The sequence below is a fragment of the Endomicrobium proavitum genome (assembly GCF_001027545.1).
GTDB classification, from domain to species: domain Bacteria; phylum Elusimicrobiota; class Endomicrobiia; order Endomicrobiales; family Endomicrobiaceae; genus Endomicrobium; species Endomicrobium proavitum.
In genome coordinates this window covers 935,443-953,396 of sequence record NZ_CP009498.1, presented here as the reverse complement: position 1 = coordinate 953,396, position 17,954 = coordinate 935,443, and the positions used below count along the sequence as shown (strand labels likewise).

At 39.3% G+C, this 17,954-nt stretch carries 19 protein-coding genes and 1 tRNA gene; 19 read left to right on the top strand and 1 reads right to left on the bottom strand.

What is annotated here, in order from left to right:
• The first annotated feature begins 55 nt into the window (after positions 1-55).
• From Epro_RS04040 to dnaJ, 14 genes are all read left to right on the top strand, one after another.
• Complete coding sequence (locus tag Epro_RS04040; protein WP_052570707.1) at positions 56-403, top strand: histidine triad nucleotide-binding protein; 348 nt, start codon at positions 56-58, stop codon at positions 401-403.
• 65 nt (positions 404-468) lie between these two features.
• Positions 469-675 carry a 30S ribosomal protein S21 gene (rpsU, locus tag Epro_RS04035; protein ID WP_052570706.1) on the top strand — a complete coding sequence of 69 codons (207 nt, stop codon included), beginning with the start codon at positions 469-471 and terminating at the stop codon, positions 673-675.
• A gap of 88 nt (positions 676-763) precedes the next feature.
• Positions 764-1,726, top strand: a complete 963-nt coding sequence (locus Epro_RS04030; RefSeq protein ID WP_052570705.1) for a Nif3-like dinuclear metal center hexameric protein — start codon at positions 764-766, stop codon at positions 1,724-1,726.
• A gap of 69 nt (positions 1,727-1,795) precedes the next feature.
• Positions 1,796-3,520, top strand: coding sequence for a DNA primase (dnaG, locus tag Epro_RS04025; protein WP_052570704.1), 1,725 nt, complete (start codon positions 1,796-1,798; stop codon positions 3,518-3,520).
• Position 3,521: 1 nt separating this feature from the next.
• A complete protein-coding gene (locus Epro_RS07220) occupies positions 3,522-5,246 on the top strand; it encodes a sigma-70 family RNA polymerase sigma factor (protein WP_052570703.1) in 1,725 nt (574 codons plus the stop codon).
• Positions 5,247-5,592: 346 nt separating this feature from the next.
• The gene (gene hrcA, locus Epro_RS04015) at positions 5,593-6,627 is read left to right on the top strand and encodes a heat-inducible transcriptional repressor HrcA (protein WP_052570702.1); all 1,035 of its coding nucleotides are present in this window, start codon (positions 5,593-5,595) and stop codon (positions 6,625-6,627) included.
• Positions 6,628-6,637: 10 nt separating this feature from the next.
• Complete coding sequence (locus tag Epro_RS04010; RefSeq protein ID WP_052570701.1) at positions 6,638-7,213, top strand: nucleotide exchange factor GrpE; 576 nt, start codon at positions 6,638-6,640, stop codon at positions 7,211-7,213.
• An 81-nt stretch (positions 7,214-7,294) separates the two neighbouring features.
• Entirely contained in the window at positions 7,295-9,166 is a 1,872-nt protein-coding gene (gene dnaK / locus Epro_RS04005; protein WP_052570700.1) for a molecular chaperone DnaK, read from the top strand.
• A gap of 268 nt (positions 9,167-9,434) precedes the next feature.
• Positions 9,435-9,974, top strand: coding sequence for a ClbS/DfsB family four-helix bundle protein (locus Epro_RS04000; RefSeq protein WP_052570699.1), 540 nt, complete (start codon positions 9,435-9,437; stop codon positions 9,972-9,974).
• A 103-nt stretch (positions 9,975-10,077) separates the two neighbouring features.
• Positions 10,078-10,788 carry a YiiX family permuted papain-like enzyme gene (locus Epro_RS03995; protein WP_202812869.1) on the top strand — a complete coding sequence of 237 codons (711 nt, stop codon included), beginning with the start codon at positions 10,078-10,080 and terminating at the stop codon, positions 10,786-10,788.
• 88 nt (positions 10,789-10,876) lie between these two features.
• The gene (locus tag Epro_RS03990; protein ID WP_052570697.1) at positions 10,877-11,176 is read left to right on the top strand and encodes a thiamine-binding protein; all 300 of its coding nucleotides are present in this window, start codon (positions 10,877-10,879) and stop codon (positions 11,174-11,176) included.
• Complete coding sequence (locus tag Epro_RS03985) at positions 11,177-12,010, top strand: PfkB family carbohydrate kinase (RefSeq protein WP_052570696.1); 834 nt, start codon at positions 11,177-11,179, stop codon at positions 12,008-12,010. It abuts the gene before it with no gap.
• 34 nt (positions 12,011-12,044) lie between these two features.
• Entirely contained in the window at positions 12,045-12,746 is a 702-nt protein-coding gene (locus Epro_RS03980; protein ID WP_052571582.1) for an SIMPL domain-containing protein, read from the top strand.
• 13 nt (positions 12,747-12,759) lie between these two features.
• Entirely contained in the window at positions 12,760-13,905 is a 1,146-nt protein-coding gene (gene dnaJ, locus Epro_RS03975) for a molecular chaperone DnaJ (RefSeq protein WP_052570695.1), read from the top strand.
• Between the two features lie 75 nt (positions 13,906-13,980).
• Here dnaJ and Epro_RS03970 read toward each other — a convergent pair.
• A tRNA-Ala gene (locus Epro_RS03970) sits at positions 13,981-14,053 on the bottom strand.
• 144 nt (positions 14,054-14,197) lie between these two features.
• On the opposite strand from Epro_RS03970, the gene Epro_RS03965 reads away from it, so the two are divergent.
• From Epro_RS03965 to Epro_RS03945, 5 genes are all read left to right on the top strand, one after another.
• Positions 14,198-14,614, top strand: a complete 417-nt coding sequence (locus Epro_RS03965) for a secondary thiamine-phosphate synthase enzyme YjbQ (RefSeq protein ID WP_052570694.1) — start codon at positions 14,198-14,200, stop codon at positions 14,612-14,614.
• A gap of 2 nt (positions 14,615-14,616) precedes the next feature.
• Positions 14,617-15,186 (top strand): RsmD family RNA methyltransferase, encoded by a 570-nt coding sequence (locus Epro_RS03960; RefSeq protein ID WP_052570693.1) that lies wholly within the window; start codon positions 14,617-14,619, stop codon positions 15,184-15,186.
• Entirely contained in the window at positions 15,183-15,911 is a 729-nt protein-coding gene (locus tag Epro_RS03955) for a RecB family exonuclease (protein WP_052570692.1), read from the top strand. The genes Epro_RS03960 and Epro_RS03955 overlap by 4 nt, the downstream gene beginning before the upstream one ends.
• Before the next feature lie 19 nt (positions 15,912-15,930).
• Positions 15,931-16,680: an acetylglutamate kinase gene (argB, locus tag Epro_RS03950; RefSeq protein WP_052570691.1), complete on the top strand. Its 750-nt coding sequence runs from the start codon at positions 15,931-15,933 to the stop codon at positions 16,678-16,680.
• 97 nt (positions 16,681-16,777) lie between these two features.
• Positions 16,778-17,950, top strand: a complete 1,173-nt coding sequence (locus Epro_RS03945; RefSeq protein WP_052570690.1) for an aspartate aminotransferase family protein — start codon at positions 16,778-16,780, stop codon at positions 17,948-17,950.
• The last annotated feature ends 4 nt before the right edge of the window (positions 17,951-17,954 follow it).

The following is a 17,954-nucleotide window of genomic DNA, read 5'->3' as shown; positions in this document are numbered from 1 at the left end:
AATTTTTTTGCAAAATCATATATAATTTTCAATACGATTTGCAAAAGGCGGAAAAATGTCCGGAAATTGTATTTTTTGCAAGATAGCAAAAGGCGAAATTCCTTCTGATAAAGTTTATGAGGATGAATTGGTTTTTGCGTTTAAAGACATTAGCCCGCAGGCTCCTGTGCACGTTGTAATTATCCCGAAAAAGCATATAAAAAGTTTAAGCGACAGCGCGCAAACAGACAAAGAAACTCTTGGTCATATTCAATACGTCGCCGGAAAAATAGCAGAAACTTTTCCGCAATTACAAAACGGTTATCGCGTTATAAATAACTGCGGTTCCGACGGCGGGCAGACTGTTTTTCATATACATTATCATTTGTTAGGCGGACGAATTTTCGGTTGGCCGCCCGGATAATTTAAATAATTTATTAGATGCGCAAAAATTAAAGAGGCATTGCCTCAAGGTGGTGTTTTACAAAGATGGTAAACGTTAAAGTAAGAGAAGGCGAATCTATAGAAGAAGCGATACGCCGCTTTAAGAGAGAATGTGAAAGAAACGGAATTATGCAGGAAATTAAAAAACGCGAATTTTACAAAGCTCCCAGCGTCTTGAAAAAAGAAAAACTTGCGGAAGCGAAAAGAAAAATCCGCCGCAAACAGCTTAAAGACAGCAGATGGGCAAAGTAAGAAAATATTAAATTTACGGTCAAACAAAGAGAGAGTTGTTATTCGCATTTTAATGTGGCGGCAGCTCTCTCTTGTTTTTTGAGGACGCATGAAACTAAAACAAATTTACGATTATTTTATAGCTGAAGGTATTAAAGAAGACCCGAGAGGGCAAGACAAAGTAGAGCTTGATCTTTTAAAAAGAAAAGAAGATTACGACGCGCTTTCTAAAGAAAAAAAAGAAAATTACGACGTGGAAAGTCTTACAAATCCGTATTACGACTCGCGTATTCTTGCGGGCAGTCCGGATTTGGAAGTTAAAACCGTTTTGGTGGGAATAGACATAGAAACTCCCGAAATTCTTCTTGCCAAGCAGTTAAATTCACTAGGTAAAAATATAGATTTGGTTATAGCTCATCATCCGGAAGGTTTCGCGTATTCCACGTTTCACAACGTGTTAAATATGCAGGCTGAAATTACAAGCGCGCTTGGAGTGCCGATAAATATTTCGGAAAAACTTTTGAGCGTCCGCGTAAGAGAAGTTAAAAATAGTATTTTGCCGCAAAATAACGAACGAGTTGAAGACGCCGCAAGGCTTTTGGAAATTCCTTTAATGACGGCTCACACTGTTGCGGATAATCATGTTGCAACTTTTCTGCAAAAAGGAATAGAAGCTGCTCGTCCGAGATTTTTAAAAGACATAATAGAATATTTAAACGCATTTCCCGAATATAAATACTCTGCGGCGCGCGGGCAGGCTCCGCATATTTTGCTTGGCTGCGACGATTCTCGCTGCGGAAAAGTTTTTGTAGATATGACCGGCGGAACCGAAGGCCCGATAGAAATGCTGGAAAAACTTTCATCCGCGGGCATCGGCACAATAGTAAGCATGCATTTAGGAACCAAAGCCGTTAAGGAAGCTGAAAAGTATAACATGAACGTAATTTTAGCGGGGCATATTTCGTCGGACAATTTAGGGCTTAATCTTCTTTTTGACAAACTTGAAAAGAAATACGGCAAACTTAATTTTGTAGAAGCGTCAGGCTTTAGAAGATTTAGGAGAGACAAGTAACAGATAAAAAATAATAGGTAATAAGTATTTGTTTACCTTATATTTTTTACCTTTTATTTGCAGTTGATTATGGCAATACCAGAAGATATAATTGAAAAAATTCGGCTTTCAAGCGACATAAATGCAGTTGTCAGAGAGTATTTGCCGGATTTGAGAAGAGCCGGCAGAAACTGGAAAGCCTGTTGTCCGTTTCATAATGAAAAAACGCCGTCTTTTGTCGTAAGTCCGGAGAAAGGAATTTTCAGATGTTTCGGCTGCGGCGCCGCCGGAGACGTTTTTAAATTTGTAATGCTTATGGACAATTTGTCCTGGATTGAGGCTGTCCGCAAGCTTGCAAAAAAATCCGGCATAGAAATTCAGGAAACAACGCGCGATGTTGTTAGACGTTGCGAAAAAACAAAACTCTTTGAAATTTTAGAAAGTTCGGCTACATTTTATCATAGTCATTTGCTTAAAAGTAAATCTGCGTCCGCCGCAAGAGAGTATATTGCTCGTCGAGGGATAACGCAGGAAACTATAGAAAAATTTCGTTTAGGCTACGCTCCAAAAGGGCAGCTTTTGCAATCTGCATTAAAAAAAGGCTGGACGTCTGAAGATCTTTCAAAAGCCGGGCTTATAACCAAAACGCAAAGCGGCAATTTTTTTGAGTATATGTCTGAAAGGCTTGTGTTTCCTATTATAGACGTTCAGGGAAGAGTTGTTGCTTTCGGCGGAAGAACTTTAACCGAGCAGAACCCGAAATATTTAAACTCTCCGGAAACCGTGATTTATTCAAAATCGTCAAACCTTTACGGTTTGTTTCAAACTTTGCCGCAGCTGCGCAAAGAGCGAAGAATTATAGTTCTTGAAGGGTATATGGACGTGGTTATTCCTCAGCAGTTTGGAGTGTCCGGCGCGGTGGCTTCTCTTGGAACTGCGTTTACGCCAAACCATGCAAAACTTATTGCGCGCTATGGCGACAACGTAACTCTTCTTTTTGATTCCGACGATGCGGGCAGAACCGCAACGCAGCGAGCGCTTGAAATTTTGGTTGAAGACGGCGTAGAATGTACCGTATCGGCGCTTCCCGAACATGTTGACGCCGACGAATATTTAAACGCAAACGGCAAAGAAGCGTTTTTAAAACTGTTGGAAAGCAGCTCAAAAAGCGCTATAGATTTTATGACCGACAGAGTTTCAAAAAGCATAGCTTCCGATTCTTCGGAGGCGAAAGCAAAAAAAATATCTCTGCTTTTGGATTTTGTTTCTAAAAGTTCCAACGATATAGTTCGCAGAGAGTGGGTAAAAAATATTTCCCAAAGTATTAATGTTGACGAAGACGCGGTTTGGCGGGAATTTAAAAAGAAAAAGGTTTCAAAATATAAAACGCCAAAAGACAACAGTAATTTTGCCGGGACCCAAAAAGAAAATAAACGCGACTTATCTTTGGAAGAAAATTTGTTAAGTCTTGTTTTAAGCAATAGAAATTTAGCGCAGAGCGTTTCGGCGGAATGTTTTCAAGACGCAAAATGTCAAAAAGTTTTCGGCTTGGCGGTTTCGGGGCTTAGCGACGCGGAAATTCTGCATTTGCTTTCGCAGGAAGACGCGCAGTGGTTTACGGCGCTTACCATAGACGCCATAGAATACAGAGACTCGCGGGAAATTTTAAGAATTATTATAAAAGATCTTGAAAATTTAAGAATTGAAAAAAGGCGTCAGGATTTATCGCAGCTTATAAAGCAGCAAAAAGCGGGTGCGCAGGAAATTGCAGAATTTGCAAAATTGACAAAGCTTTTAAAAGGATCGGGAAAATAACATGGCAAAAAAAGATTCATTTAAAGATCTCATTGATATCGGAAAAGAGCAGGGGTATTTAACTTACGACGATATCAATAAAACTCTTCCGCAAAAATCTGTTCAAGCCGAAAAAATTGACAGTTTTTTTGTAACCCTTGAAGATCTTGGAATTAAAGTTGTTGATAACAGAGAATACACGTCCGCAAAAAGCAAGAAAAATTCCGGCGAGGCTGTGGAGCAGTCCGTTAAAGTTTCAAGCGAGGACGAAGACATTAACCCCGTTAGAATGTATTTAAGCGAGATGGCGAAAGTTCCCCTGTTGGAGCGTTCCGTAGAAGTTGAACTTGCAAAAAATATAAGAGAAAACGAAAGAAAGCTTAAACTTATAGTTTTAGAATCTCCGCTTATTATTAAAGAAATAAGAAATTGGGAAACGCTTATAAGCCAAGACGAAATGACTCCCAAAGAACTTATGCCGCGCGGACGCAAATCTCAGGCGCAGCTTAGAGGCATGGGCGTAAAAATAAAAGGCGCCGTTCAGAAAATAAATAAAATAGAAAAGAGCACAATATCTTACGAAGAGAAACTTCATAAAAAAAGTTTGCCGCAAAAAGACAGAATAAAATATGAAGGCAAAGTTAAAGAACTGCGTTCGGAAATTGTAACGCTTATTATAAGCCTTAATTTAAATCAGGATAAAATTAAAAGGCTTATAAACAAAATTAAAACCATAGCGCAAAAACTTAACGAAATTCAGGACGATGTAAGAAGATTTGAAAGAAAATATAAAAATCCCGTTTCAAAAGTTCAGTCGCTTTTTAAAAATTACGAATCTAAAAAAATTACGGCGGCAGATTTTAAAAAGGCTACCGGCTGTCCTATTAAAGAAGCGGCGGATCATTTGGAAAGCATTCGCGCTTTGCTTGCAAAACAGGCTAACTTAAAAGAAGGTTTTGTAATTACTCCTGAAGAAATGATAGAAACGGACAAAAAAATAAGAGAGCTTGAAGAAGTAATTCACAGAGATAAAATGAAACTTATAGAGGCAAATTTCCGCCTTGTGGTTTCTATAGCAAAAAAACACGTGGGCGTAAGCAACCTTGAACTTTCCGATTTAATTCAGGAAGGAAATTTAGGCTTGTCAAAAGCCGTGGAAAAATTTGAATGGAAACGCGGATTTAAATTTTCAACGTATGCAACGTGGTGGATAAGGCAGAGCATTAACCGCGCCATTGCGGATCAGGCGCGCACAATAAGAATTCCCGTGCATATGAAAGAGCTTATTTCAAAGCTTACAAAAGTTAAAAAGAAATTTCAGCAGGACATAGGCAGAGAGCCTACCATAGAAGAATATTCAAAATCTTTAAGACTTTCCACCGACAGAATAAGAAGAATTTTAAAGATGATGCAGGAGCCGGTTTCCCTTGCAACGCCCGTCGGCGAAGAAGAAGATTCAAGACTTGAAGATTTTATAGAAGATCAGCACAGCCCGAGCCCGGTTGCTAAAACGCAGCAATACAGACTTCAGCTTGAACTTTCAAAAGTGTTAAATACTCTAACGCCCAGAGAAGCCGAAATTATAAGTTTAAGATACGGTATAGGCGTAGGCTATCCCAGCACTCTTGAAGAGGTAGGCAAAAAATTCGGCGTAACCAGAGAAAGAGTCCGCCAGATAGAAGCCAAAGCCATACGGAAATTACGCCACCCCACAAGAAGCAAATCGTTAAGAGAATATTTAGAGTAGCAATTACGAATTAGAAATTACAAATTACGAATTTAAAGATAACCGCAAACGGCAGACCCTGAATATATTTCAGAGTCTGCCGTTTTTTATTTTGCCTGCCATTCCCACGGGAATCTGCTTTTGCGTAGATGACAAGAGCAAACGCTTTCCGTAATCAGTAATTCGTAATTGTAGTTCTGCCTTTGCCGTTAATTCCACTTTCCACTTTTCACTTTTCTAATTGCCGTTTAAAACCCTCTTGACAAATTTCATAAATATGGCTAAAATAGCACTTAAACAAAATGAGTGCTAATAGCTTTAGAGTGCTAATTCAGATATTCTACACCTATATATAATAGAGGTTACAATGCGTCAAGTTTCAATAGAGATTGTTAAAGAAAGAAAAGCTAATGTATTGCGCGCTGTAATACATCATTATATTAAAACAGGCAAGCCCGTAGGGTCAAATGTTTTAATAGATGAATATAAAATAAAATTATCTCCGGCAACCGTTAGAAATTTAATGGCGGAGCTTGAAGAGGAAGAGTTTTTAACTCATCCGCATACGTCCGCAGGCAGAATTCCTACAGATAAAGGTTACAGGGCTTACGTGGATTCTATTTTAAAACTTCAGCAATTTGCAATTGCAGAAGAAGGGCGCATAAAAAAAGAGTATGAGCAAAAACATAATGAAATTGAAGCCATGCTTTCCGAAACGTCAAGAATTCTTTCGGGACTTTCGCAATATACGGGTTTTGTGCTTGCTCCTAAAACAGAGTATAACGAAATAACTAATATTGAACTTGTTCAAATTGCGCCCGCGCAGCTTTTAATAATTTTGCTTACGCATACGGGAATGGTTAAACACAGAAAAATTGACGCGTCTCTTACGCCGGAGCAGCTTGCTAAACTCCGCATATTTTTAAACGAAAGAGTCAGAGGCGTAAGCCTTTCCGAAGCAACTTCAAAAATTGTAAGCGAAATGCGCAAAATTAAAAAAGACGAAGAAGATATTTACAAAACCGCTAAAAAAATAAGCGATGCGTTTTATGCGATACACGACGACATTTACATAGACGGCACGTCAAACACTATGGAAATTCCCGAGTTTAGCGATTTCGGTCAAGTTAGATCTCTTGTTAAATTAAATGAAGATAAAGAAAAACTTATTCAAATAGTAAATGAAGATTTTTCAGAAAGCGGCGTGCATGTAAAAATAGGTTCTGAAAATTCTTTGGCGGAACTTAAAGATTTAAGCGTTGTAACAACCGTTTATAAAGACGGCGAAAAAGCCGTAGGCGTTTTAGGAATAATAGGCCCTAAAAGAATGGAATACGAAAGAATGATGGGGCTGGTAAATACAGTTTCGCAAATGCTTAACGAATTTTTTAAAAAGAAATAACGGGGAAATAATGGAACAAAAGAAAAAACAGGAAGAAACAAAAGCCGAAGAACAGTCTTGCGAGGAAATAGCTCGCGATGAAAAACTTTCAGAACTTGAAATTTTAAAACAATCTTTTGACGAAAAGAAAAAAGAAGCTGAAAATTTATACGATCAGCTTGTGCGCTTGCAGGCGGATTTTTCAAATTTCAGAAGACGCACCGAAGACGAAAAGAAAAAATATCTTGAATGGGGAAAAGAAAAAATTCTTCAAAAACAAATTTTTCTTGACGACATTTTAGAGCAGGCTCTAAAAAGCGCGCAAAAAGGCAACAACATAGAAAGTATTGTTACGGGTTTGGAAATGATAACAAAAGAGTTTTCCAAAATGCTTAAAGAAGAAGGCGTGGAAGAAATAAAGTGCGACAAGTTTGACCCCCATCTTTGCGAAGCTTTAGACAGCGTTGAAACCGAAGACGAAGAAGACGGAAAAGTTTTAGAAGTATATCAAAAAGGCTACACAATAAACGGCAATCTAATGAGACCCGCAAAAGTAAAAGTTTCAAAAAGCAAAGTGAAAAGTGGAATGAGCAACGAGTTGTTGTAACCTCGTCCCTTGCGGGAGAGGGTAGGGTGAGGGGTATGTTGTTAATCTGTGACAAAACAAAAAAATAAAAGGAGAAGTAAAATGGCTAAAATCATCGGAATAGACTTGGGTACATCAAATTCGGCGGCGGCAATAATGGAAGGCGGTAAAACAACATTAATTCCGTCGGCGGAAGGCACAACTCTCGGAGGAAAAGCATTTCCTTCCTACGTTGCGTTTACAAAAGACGGTCAGCTTTTAGTTGGCGAGCCGGCAAGAAGACAGGCGGTAACAAATCCTGAAGGAACAATCAGCGCGTTCAAAAGAAAAATGGGCACTGATTTTAAATATCAGGTTAACGGCAAAGATTTTACGCCGCAGCAGCTTTCGGGTTTTATTTTGCAGAAAATTAAAAAAGACGCGGAAGCATATCTGGGAGAAAAAATAGAAAAAGCCGTTATAACGGTTCCTGCGTATTTTAACGATCACCAAAGACAAGCAACAAAAGACGCGGGCGCAATTGCCGGTCTTGAAGTTGTGCGCCTTGTTAACGAGCCTACAGCGGCATCGCTTGCTTACGGTATTGATAAAGTAGGCACGGAACAAAAAATATTGGTTTTTGATCTTGGCGGCGGAACGCTTGATGTTACGATAATGGAAATGGGCGCAGAGGGCACTTTTGAAGTTCTTTCAACTTCCGGCGACACGCAGCTTGGCGGAACCGATATGGACAACGCCTTAATAGATTATATTGCCGAAGATTTCAAAAAATCTAACGGTATAGATTTAAGAAAAGATAAAATGGCGGTTCAGCGTTTAAAAGAAGCCGCTGAAAAAGCAAAAATTGAATTGTCGTCAACAATGGAAACGGATATTAATCTTCCGTTTATTACGGCGGACGCATCGGGTCCTAAACATTTGGCTTTAAAATTTACAAGAGCAACTCTTGAAAATTTGGTTAGACCGATTGTTGACAGATGCAAAACTTCCGTTGATCAGGCGATAAAAGACGCAAAACTCGGCGTTGACGGAATTACAAAAATAATTCTCGTCGGCGGGCCTACAAGAATGCCTATAGTTCAAAAATTTGTTGAAGATTACGTAGGTAAAAAAGTTGAGCACGGTATAGACCCAATGGAATGCGTATGCTTCGGCGCGGCGGTTCAGGCTGCGGTTTTAACGGGCGACGTAAAAGACATTTTGCTTTTAGACGTAACGCCTTTAACTCTCGGACTTGAAACTATGGGCGGCGTCCGCACGGCGCTTATAGACAGAAACACAACTGTTCCGGCAAAACGCTCGCAGATTTTTTCAACCGCCGCAGATAACCAGCCCGGCGTAGAAATTAATGTTTTGCAAGGCGAAAGACCGCTTGCAAAAGATAATTTATCTCTCGGCAGATTTATGTTAGACGGCATACCGCCGGCGCCCAGAGGCGTTCCTCAAATAGAGGTAACTTTTGACATAGATGCAAACGGTATCTTGCACGTAAGCGCAAAAGATAAAGGCACCGGAAAAGAGCAGTCAATAAAAATAACATCGTCCACAAAACTTTCAAAGGACGACATAAATAAATACGTAAAAGAAGCCGAACAATACGCCAGCGAAGACGTAAAGAAAAAAGAAGAAATAGAAGCCAGAAACGAAGCCGACAATTTAGTTTACTCGGTAGAGAAAAGCTTGAAAGAACACGGCGACAAAGTTTCTTCCGATGAAAAACTCGCAATAGAACAAGCGTTAAGCGCAGCAAAAGACGCCCTAAAAGGCAGCGACGTAGAACAAATAAAATCAACAAAAGAAGCGCTAACAACCGCCAGCCACAAGTTGGCAGAAGCCGTCTATAAAGCCAGCCAAGGCGCAACCGCCGGCGGAGCAGCCCAAGCCCAATCGCAAGGCGAACCACAACAACAAGGCGGAGCAGAAACCGCAGAAAAAGTTGTAGATGCCGAAGTTGTTGACGAGGATAAAAAGTAAATAGTAAAGAGTCGGCGGAATGGGGGAATGATCTAATTCTCGGTCAGAATCCCCGTTTCGCTGACACATGTCGCGGTAAGGTAATTGCCAGCATATTATATTTGGGGTATTAGTTACATTTAATCGGAAAAATAAAATAATATGAAAGTAGTAGTTTTCACAACAGCTAAATGACAAAATATATAAAACTAATAATAACTATGACAGAGTTTTGCCTCCTGATAAGCAAAACTGGTGGAATTGGAAAGAATTATAAGGAGACACGATTATGGCGAGACCGACAACAAAAACCGCTCTCATAACGGCGGCAAACGAGCAGTTTGATAAAATATGGAAACTCATTAACTCTTTAACGGACGCTGAGCAAAACGCTGCGTTTAACTTCGGCAATGGTTTCGCAAAAAAAGAAGCTCATTGGAAACGGGACAAAAATCTGCGCGACATCCTCATTCATCTGCATGAGTGGCACAAGCTGCTTCTTAATTGGGTAAATGCAAACCGGAACGACAAAGTAAAGCCGTTTTTACCTGAACCGTATAGCTGGAAAACTTACGGCGATATGAACGTAGAATTTTGGAAAAAGCATCAAACTACAGGCTATACTGATTCAAAAGCAATGCTCTGCAAAAGCCACAAGGCCGTACTTGACTTGATTGAGACGTTTTCGGATAAAGAGCTGTTTGAGAAGAAGCATTTCAATTGGACAGGCACATCGAGTTTGGGCAGCTATTGCATATCTGCCATGTCAGGCCACTACGACTGGGCGATTAAAAAAATAAAATTACATATCAAGCATTTGAAAGTGTAGTTGAAAGATTAAAGTAATCGGATGCGAAACAGAATATATCAATCATTATTGAAAAGGATGGATTAAGACGGCTGAAATAACATCGCTGAATCTCGGTAAGACAATGGGTAAAAAGTTAAAGTCTGTCGGCTGTCGGAATATACTCTGCAGAAACTCTGCGGGAAATAGGCAGCAAAGAAGCCGTATGGCGGCTAAAGGCGCAATATCCATAATTGTAATTTTTCTTGCTGTTGTATTCTTTTTGTTTTTTAAAGAGAACAGTTATGGAGGCTTTCAAAACGGGGATATAATTTTTCAAACTTCGCTTTCGCAACAAAGTAAAGCGATACAGGTTGCTACGGGTTCCAAATTTTCTCATTGCGGGATAGTTTTTGAAGCTCACGGCGGGTTTTATGTTTTAGAAGCGGTGCAGCCTGTGAAATACACTCCTGTAAATGATTGGATTGCGCGCGGCAAAGATAAGAAATTTGTTGTCCGCCGTTTGAAAAATGCGGAAGAGATTTTAGATTATAAAACTGTTGAAAAGTTAATGCGCGAAGGCGATAAGTTTCTTGGAAAAGATTATGATTTAGTTTTTGAATGGAGTGATGATAAAATTTACTGCTCGGAACTTATATGGAAAATATATAAGCGTGGCGCGGAAATAGAAGTAGGTAAGCTTCAAAAGCTTCGCGATTTTAATTTAGATGATAAGACAGTAGCTTCTTTAATGAAAAAACGTTATGGCGCAAATATTCCTCTTGATGAAACGGTAATTTCTCCAAAAGCTATTTTTGAAAGCGATTTATTGGAAACCGTAAAGATAAAAAAATAAAGAGCTTTAATAAAACTATATACATTCCGCAATTCAAAAAAGATTATACGGATTATGCAGTAAACTAAAAGAATGATAGGGAGCTAAAATGTTAGTTGCGTTTTGCGTTTGTCCGTTGACGGCGGCTGAAGACGGGTCTGTTACGGACGCAGTAGCTGCGGCTGTTAAAGTTATTCGCGATAGCGGTTTGCCTAACCGCACAACTTCAATGTTTACGGAAATTGAAGGCGAGTGGGATGAAGTAATGGATGTTGTTAAGCGCGCTACGGAGGCTGTAAGCAAAACCGGCGTTCGCACGGAGTTAGTGTTGAAGGCTGATATCAGACCCGGATTTCCAAACACGCAGCTTAACGATAAAATAACGCGTCTTGAAAATAAATTAAAATAAATGAAAATTTTAGCTTTGGCTTGTTTTTGCGTGGATGTTTTTCCTGAAACCGGTAAGATTTTGCCGGGCGGGAATGCTTTAAATTTGGCTGTTAATTGTAAAGAAGCCGGCGCGGAAGTTTTTGCCGCCGGAAATATCGGGACGGATAAATATGCGGATATACTTAAATCTGCAATTGATAAATATAAAATTGATCGCAGCAGAATTTATGAAATTGAAGGCGCAACCGCAAACCATACAATTCATATAGATGCAAACGGCGATAGATATTTTAAAGACGGCGCGTGGATAAGCGGCGTTTGGGCAGATTACAAAATAAGCGAAAGCGATAAACTGTTTGCTAAAAATATGGATGCTGTTGCAACAACCTTTTACGAACCGGATTTTGAAAATATTTTAAGCGTCAAACAACAGCCCCTGAAACAAGGCTCAATAACCCAAGTTGAGGGCGACAGCATACCTCTAACGGCGGTAGATTTTCACGATGCAAAAATAAGCGCAGTTTGGGAAAAATATTTTAACAGCATAGATTTGTTTTTTATCAGCGGTAAAACGCAAGATTTAAAACCTTTAAAAGAATGGTCTAAAAAATATAAAACCGTATTTACCGCAACCCTCGGCGAGCACGGCAGCATCTCTTACAAAGACGGAAAAGAATACAAGTGCGGCGCCGTAAAAGTTGATAAAGTAATAGACACAACCGGCTGCGGAGACAGTTATATTGCGGGCTTTATTGTGGAATATTTAAAAAGTAAAAATATTGAAGCTTCCATGGAAAACGGAGCGCATTTTGCGTCAAAAACTTTGTCTTACATCGGCGGGTTTCAAATTTAAGAAAATATAATAAAGGCGGTATTGAGTGAAAAAAATTAACAGTTTTGTAATCGGTAGCGTTGCGGTTGCTTTGGGCATTATGTTTTTGGGAGCGTTTATTTATAACGGTATAGCTTATTTTAAAGACAGCGAAAGAGTTGTAAGCGTTAAAGGTTTGTCTGAAAGAGAAGTAAAAGCCGATAAGGTTATTTGGCCTTTGGTTTACAAACAGGCCGGCAATGATATTTCCGCGCTTTACAAAAATATAGAACAAACAAATAATAAAATTATTAAATTTCTTCTTGATAACGGTATCGCAAAAAACGAAATTACCGTAGCGCCGGTATCCGTTTTAGACGCTGACGCAGAAAGATACAGCGACAATAACGCAAAGTTTAGATATAAAGCCGTATCGGTTATAACGGTTGTTACCGGCAATGTGGACACGGTTCTTAAGTTAATGTCCAAACAAAACGATTTAATAAAACAGGGCATTGCTCTTTCCGTAGGAGATTATCAGTATCAAACAATTTATTCTTATAACGGTCTTAACGATATTAAACCGGAAATGATAGTTGAAGCTACAAAAAATGCGCGCTTGGCGGCGGAAAAATTTGCAAAAGATTCAGCCAGCAAACTCGGTAAAATTAAAACCGCAAATCAGGGACAGCTTACAATTTCCGACAGAGACAACAATACGCCTTACATTAAATCAATAAGAGTCGTTACTACAATTCAGTATTATTTAAAGGACTAACGGGAAAACGAAAATGGCAAAACGCGATTATTACGAAATTTTAGGCGTTCAAAAATCTGCGGCGGCGGACGAAATAAAATCCGCTTACAGAAAACTTGCGCTTAAATATCATCCTGATAAAAATCAGGGAAATAAAGAAGCCGAAGAAAAATTTAAAGAAATTAATGAAGCTTACGAAGTATTGTCCGACGCGCAAAAAAAGCAGCAATACGATCAGTTCGGACACGACGCTTCCGGCATGGGCGGCAACCCGTTCGGCGGGCAGGGCGGCTATTCGCAATATAGCGGCGATTTTTCAAACATGGGAGATATCTTCGGCGACATTTTCGGCGATATGTTTTCCGGCGGCGGCTCGCGCAGAGGCGGCGCAGCGAAAGCTTCAAAAAGAGGCGCGGATTTAAGAGTTGATATAGACGTTTCTTATCTTGACGTAATGAAAGGAACGGAAGTTTCCATAGACGTGCCAAAACAAGATACTTGTCAAACTTGCCGCGCAACAGGCGCCAAAGACGGCGCAAAATCTAAAACATGTCCGCAATGTAAAGGTTCCGGACAGGTAAGATATTCGCAAGGTTTCTTTTCTTTTCAGCAGGAATGTTCCAAGTGCCACGGTAAAGGGACCGTAATAGATAACCCTTGTAATGTTTGCCACGGCGAAGGAACCGTAAAAGTAAGAAAAAATATTAAAGTCCGAATTCCGCAGGGCGTTGACGAGGGCACAACTTTAAAAGTTGCGGGTTCCGGCAATGCCGGCGCAAACGGCGCCGCAGCGGGGGATTTGTTTGTTGTAATTCACATGAAGCGCGACAGAAATCTCGTTAGAAAAGGCGATGATTTATTTACGGAAATATCCATTTCTTTTTCGCAGGCCGCAATGGGGTTTGAATACGATGTTGCTGTGGTTGAAGGAAACGTGAAAGTAAAAATTCCGGCGGGAACGCAGCCGAATACAACTTTAAGAGTTCGCGAGCAGGGCTTTCCGAGACTTGGCACAAAACACAGAGGAGATTTATTTGTAAAAGTAAATGTCAGTGTTCCGAAATTTTTAAGCGACGCCCAAAAAAGAGCGCTTTTTGAATACGCAAAATCCGTCGGCGAAATTCCAAAAGACGCGCAGTATCAGGGGCATGAAAGTTTCTTCAAAAAGATTTTCGGTTAAAGAAAAATTTTTTGTAACTATAAAAAATAAAACAGAGTAGAATTTAATTTCTACTCTGTTTTTTATTTTTTTAAGTGGAGCTAAGGGGGATTGAACCCCTGACCTCTTGCATGCCATGCAAGCGCTCTCCCAGCTGAGCTATAGCCCCGTTAAAATATTAAAAATTAACAACGGAAAGAAGTATATCTTTTTTGCGAGTTTATTGTCAAATTGCGGTAATTATGTTTTGCTTTTAATTTTTTTAAAATTTATGTATAATTTTCAATAAATATTGAATAATTTTGGAGCAGCCATGATTTACTCGGAATACATTAACCGCGAAACTAAAGGCTTTACTGATATTTTGGACATTACCGACGATATCAAGAAAATTATAGAACGTTCCGGAGTGCAAAACGGAATAGTTACTATTGCCGTGTCAAGTTCCACTTCCGCAATAGCCACTCTTGAATTTGAGCCGGGTTTAATTGCAGATTTTAAAAAAGCTTTGGAAGATATTGCGCCGGTTAAAGGCAAATACGCTCACAACGAAAAATGGAACGACGGAAACGGGTTCTCCCACATACGCTCATCTCTTATAGGCACATCAAAAACAATTCCAATAAGTTCAAAGACAATGCTCTCGGGAGTATGGCAGCAGGTAGTTTTAATTGACTTTGACAACAGGCCAAGAAGCAGAAAAGTTTTCGTCCAAGTTCTCGGAGAATAACAGTGTTAAAAGTTTTAGCAGGAGACGCCCGCGGGAGAGTGTTAAAAACGCTGCCGCAGGACGACCTTTCTATTAGGCCGATGCTTGGCAGAATGAAAAAATCGGTTTTTGATATTATTCAGTTTAGAATTCCAAACTGCGATTTTTTAGATTTGTTCGCCGGCGTAGGTTCTGTGGGAATAGAAGCGCTTTCGCGGGGAGCTAAATCCTGCGTTTTTGCGGAAATCAGTAAAGTTTCTCTGGGCTTAATAAAGCATAATGTTGGCATGCTTAACTATAACGACAGAGCAAGAATTGTGCGCTGCGATGTTATAAGAGAGTTTGATTCTATTGTAAAAAAATACGACATAGTTTTTATGGGGCCTCCTTACAAAGACGGAGATAAAAAAGCTTTGGCGCTTACAATGCCGGCTTTAAAAAACGTTGTCCGTTATGATGTTTTAAAAGAAGATTCCGTGCTTATAGCGCAAAAACATATTAAAGAACCCGTCGGGCATGTTGCAGGGCTTGACCATTTCAGAACGGAAAAATACGGCGACACGGTTGTTTTATTTTACAGGCGGGCAAAGTGACTTGGCAAGAGTTTAAAATAAGTTATTCAAGAATAAACACATATTTATACTGTCCGCAAAAATATAAGCTTATTTATTTTGACAATTGGTATATTCCGTTAAATGCCGACATAACTTTCGGGCATACTATTCACGGAGCGCTTGAAAAGTATCACGGCAAAAAAGGCGTTACCCTTGAAGAACTTTTTGAAAGTTACGACGAGAGTTGGAAAAACGAAGGTTTTAATTCTCCGCAGCAAAGTTTTGAGTATTATCTGCGCGGCAAAAAAATGCTTGAAAATTATTTCGCTTCTTTTCAAAAAAGCCCGGCTGAAATATTATTTACCGAAAAATCCTTTGACACAAATATAGGCAAATACAGGTTTATAGGCATAATTGACCGCATAGATAAATATCCCGACGGCGCGTATGAAGTTATGGATTACAAAACGCACCTTAAAATTTGGGATCAAGAAAGAGTTGATAAAGATTTGCAGTTAAGTTTTTACGCATATGCGTGCAAAAATGTTTTCGGGTTTAATCCGGATAAAATATCGGTATATTTTTTGTCCGACAATAAAAAACTATACACCGAAAGAACGCCTGCGCAAATTGAAGACGCCATTAATTTGGCGTTAGACGCTTCTGAAAAAATTACCGCGGAAAATTTTGAACCCAACACGTCAAAATGCGGTTTTTGCGATTTCAAAGATAGATGTAAATATTCAACGGCAGGTAATAAATAATAAGTAATAGGTAATAACAATGAAAACATTGTCTGTAATCAAATTCGGCGGAAGTCTTACTAAAAATCCTGCGGCGCAGAATAAATTTTTAAAAGAGCTTGCCGTTGTCGCTAAAAAAGAAAATATAATTTTAGTGCACGGCGGCGGGCCTGAAATTAACGCGCTTTTGGAAAAGTTTGAAATAAAAAGTAAATTTGTTAACGGTTTGCGTTACACAGATGCTGCCGCGTTAGAAGTTGTGGAGCTGGCTTTAAGCGGAAAAGTTAACAGAGCGTTAACGACGGGACTTATAAAAAATAAAGTTAACGCCGTAGGCATTTCCGGCAAAGACGGAGCAAGCGTAATTTGCAAACAAAAAAAAGAACTCGGCTGTGTCGGCGAGCCGGTAAAAGTAAATAAAAAACTTATAGAAGTTCTTACAAAAGCGGGTTTTTTGCCTGTTATAGCGTCTATTGCCGCAGATAAAGCCGGAAATATTTTAAACGTAAACGCCGACAGTCTTGCAACCGCTATTGCAGTTGCTTTCAAAGCCCACAGACTTATTTTTTTAACGGATGTCGCCGGAGTTTTGGATAAAAATAAAAAAACTATAAAACAGATAAAAGTAAAAAATATAAATGCTCTTATAAACGACAAAACTATTACCGGCGGAATGATTCCTAAAATTAAAGGCTGCGCTTCGGCGGTTAAATCCGGGGTTAAAGAAGTTTTAATTATTGACGGCGTGAAAGGTATTTTAAAAATACAAGGAACAATAATAAAAAAATAATTGTTCTTGTTGTAATGCTGAACTTGCTTTGGCATCTGCTTTTACAAAACGACAGACCCTGAAATAAATTCAGGGTGATAAAATACGGGGATAAAAAATGAACATTAAACAAACGGAAAATAAATACTTTATGCACACGTATAAACGCAGCGACTTGGTTGTTAAAAAAGCCAAAGGTCAGTTTTTGTGGGACGATAAAGGTAAAAAATATTTAGATTTTTTTACGGGTATCAGCGTGTGTAACCTAGGGCATTTAAATAATGCAGTTGTTAAGGCTGCCGTAAATCAGTTAAGCCGATACGCGCACGTTTCAAATTTATATTACGCTCCAGCGCAGGTGAATCTTGGAGAAGCTCTTGCAAAAAAATTTAACGGCAAAGTATTTTTATCTAACACCGGCGCCGAAGCTAACGAATGCGCTTTGAAAATAGCAAGAAAATACGGGCATCAAACCGGCGGCCGTTACGAAATTATATCTTTTAACAATTCTTTTCACGGGCGCACCGTTTTTACGCTTGCGGCGACGGGGCAAAAAAAGTTTCACGACTATTTAAAACCTCTTCCTCCAAAGTTTGTTTTTGCGGATTTTAACGATATAAATTCCGTTAAAAAACTTATAAATAAAAAAACCGTCGCTATAATAGTAGAGCCTGTTCAGGGCGAGGGCGGTATTTTTACTTCTACAAAAGAGTTTTTAAAAGGTTTGCGCGCGCTGGCGGATAAACACAATCTTGTTTTAATTTACGACGAAATTCAATGCGGCGTGGGAAGAACAGGCAAGTTTTTTGCTTTTGAAAATTACGGAGTTAAACCCGATATTGTAACTCTTGCAAAATCCATAGCAAACGGTTTGCCTTTGGGCGTAACGTTGGCAAATAAAAAATTCGGCGAATTGTTTACATACGGCGATCACGGGACAACTTTCGGCGGAAACCCCGTATCTTGCGCGGCGGCTTTGGAAGTTGTTCGTCAAATGACGCCTAAATTTCTAAACAAATCTTTAAAAACTGCAAAATATTTGCGTGAAAAGCTTGAGAATTTAAAAAAGAAACACAGCATAGTAAAAGAAGTCAGAGGGCTTGGACTTATTCTCGGGGTTGATTTAAAAATTCCCGCCGCTCAAATAGCGGCGGAATGTCTTAAAAAAGGTTTAATAATAAATTGCACGCACAATACGGTTTTAAGGCTTTTGCCGCCGTTGACTATAACAAAAAAAGACGCGGACGCTGCGGTTAAAATTATAGACGTTGTTTTATCGCAAGTTAAATAAAAAT

Coding starts and splice junctions, on each gene's coding strand:
- Epro_RS04040 (WP_052570707.1), top strand. CDS start 56: ATGTCCGGAAATTGTATTTTTTGCAAGATAGCAAAAGGCGAAATTCCT.
- rpsU (WP_052570706.1), top strand. CDS start 469: ATGGTAAACGTTAAAGTAAGAGAAGGCGAATCTATAGAAGAAGCGATA.
- Epro_RS04030 (WP_052570705.1), top strand. CDS start 764: ATGAAACTAAAACAAATTTACGATTATTTTATAGCTGAAGGTATTAAA.
- dnaG (WP_052570704.1), top strand. CDS start 1,796: ATGGCAATACCAGAAGATATAATTGAAAAAATTCGGCTTTCAAGCGAC.
- Epro_RS07220 (WP_052570703.1), top strand. CDS start 3,522: ATGGCAAAAAAAGATTCATTTAAAGATCTCATTGATATCGGAAAAGAG.
- hrcA (WP_052570702.1), top strand. CDS start 5,593: ATGCGTCAAGTTTCAATAGAGATTGTTAAAGAAAGAAAAGCTAATGTA.
- Epro_RS04010 (WP_052570701.1), top strand. CDS start 6,638: ATGGAACAAAAGAAAAAACAGGAAGAAACAAAAGCCGAAGAACAGTCT.
- dnaK (WP_052570700.1), top strand. CDS start 7,295: ATGGCTAAAATCATCGGAATAGACTTGGGTACATCAAATTCGGCGGCG.
- Epro_RS04000 (WP_052570699.1), top strand. CDS start 9,435: ATGGCGAGACCGACAACAAAAACCGCTCTCATAACGGCGGCAAACGAG.
- Epro_RS03995 (WP_202812869.1), top strand. CDS start 10,078: ATGGGTAAAAAGTTAAAGTCTGTCGGCTGTCGGAATATACTCTGCAGA.
- Epro_RS03990 (WP_052570697.1), top strand. CDS start 10,877: ATGTTAGTTGCGTTTTGCGTTTGTCCGTTGACGGCGGCTGAAGACGGG.
- Epro_RS03985 (WP_052570696.1), top strand. CDS start 11,177: ATGAAAATTTTAGCTTTGGCTTGTTTTTGCGTGGATGTTTTTCCTGAA.
- dnaJ (WP_052570695.1), top strand. CDS start 12,760: ATGGCAAAACGCGATTATTACGAAATTTTAGGCGTTCAAAAATCTGCG.
- Epro_RS03965 (WP_052570694.1), top strand. CDS start 14,198: ATGATTTACTCGGAATACATTAACCGCGAAACTAAAGGCTTTACTGAT.
- argB (WP_052570691.1), top strand. CDS start 15,931: ATGAAAACATTGTCTGTAATCAAATTCGGCGGAAGTCTTACTAAAAAT.
- Epro_RS03945 (WP_052570690.1), top strand. CDS start 16,778: ATGAACATTAAACAAACGGAAAATAAATACTTTATGCACACGTATAAA.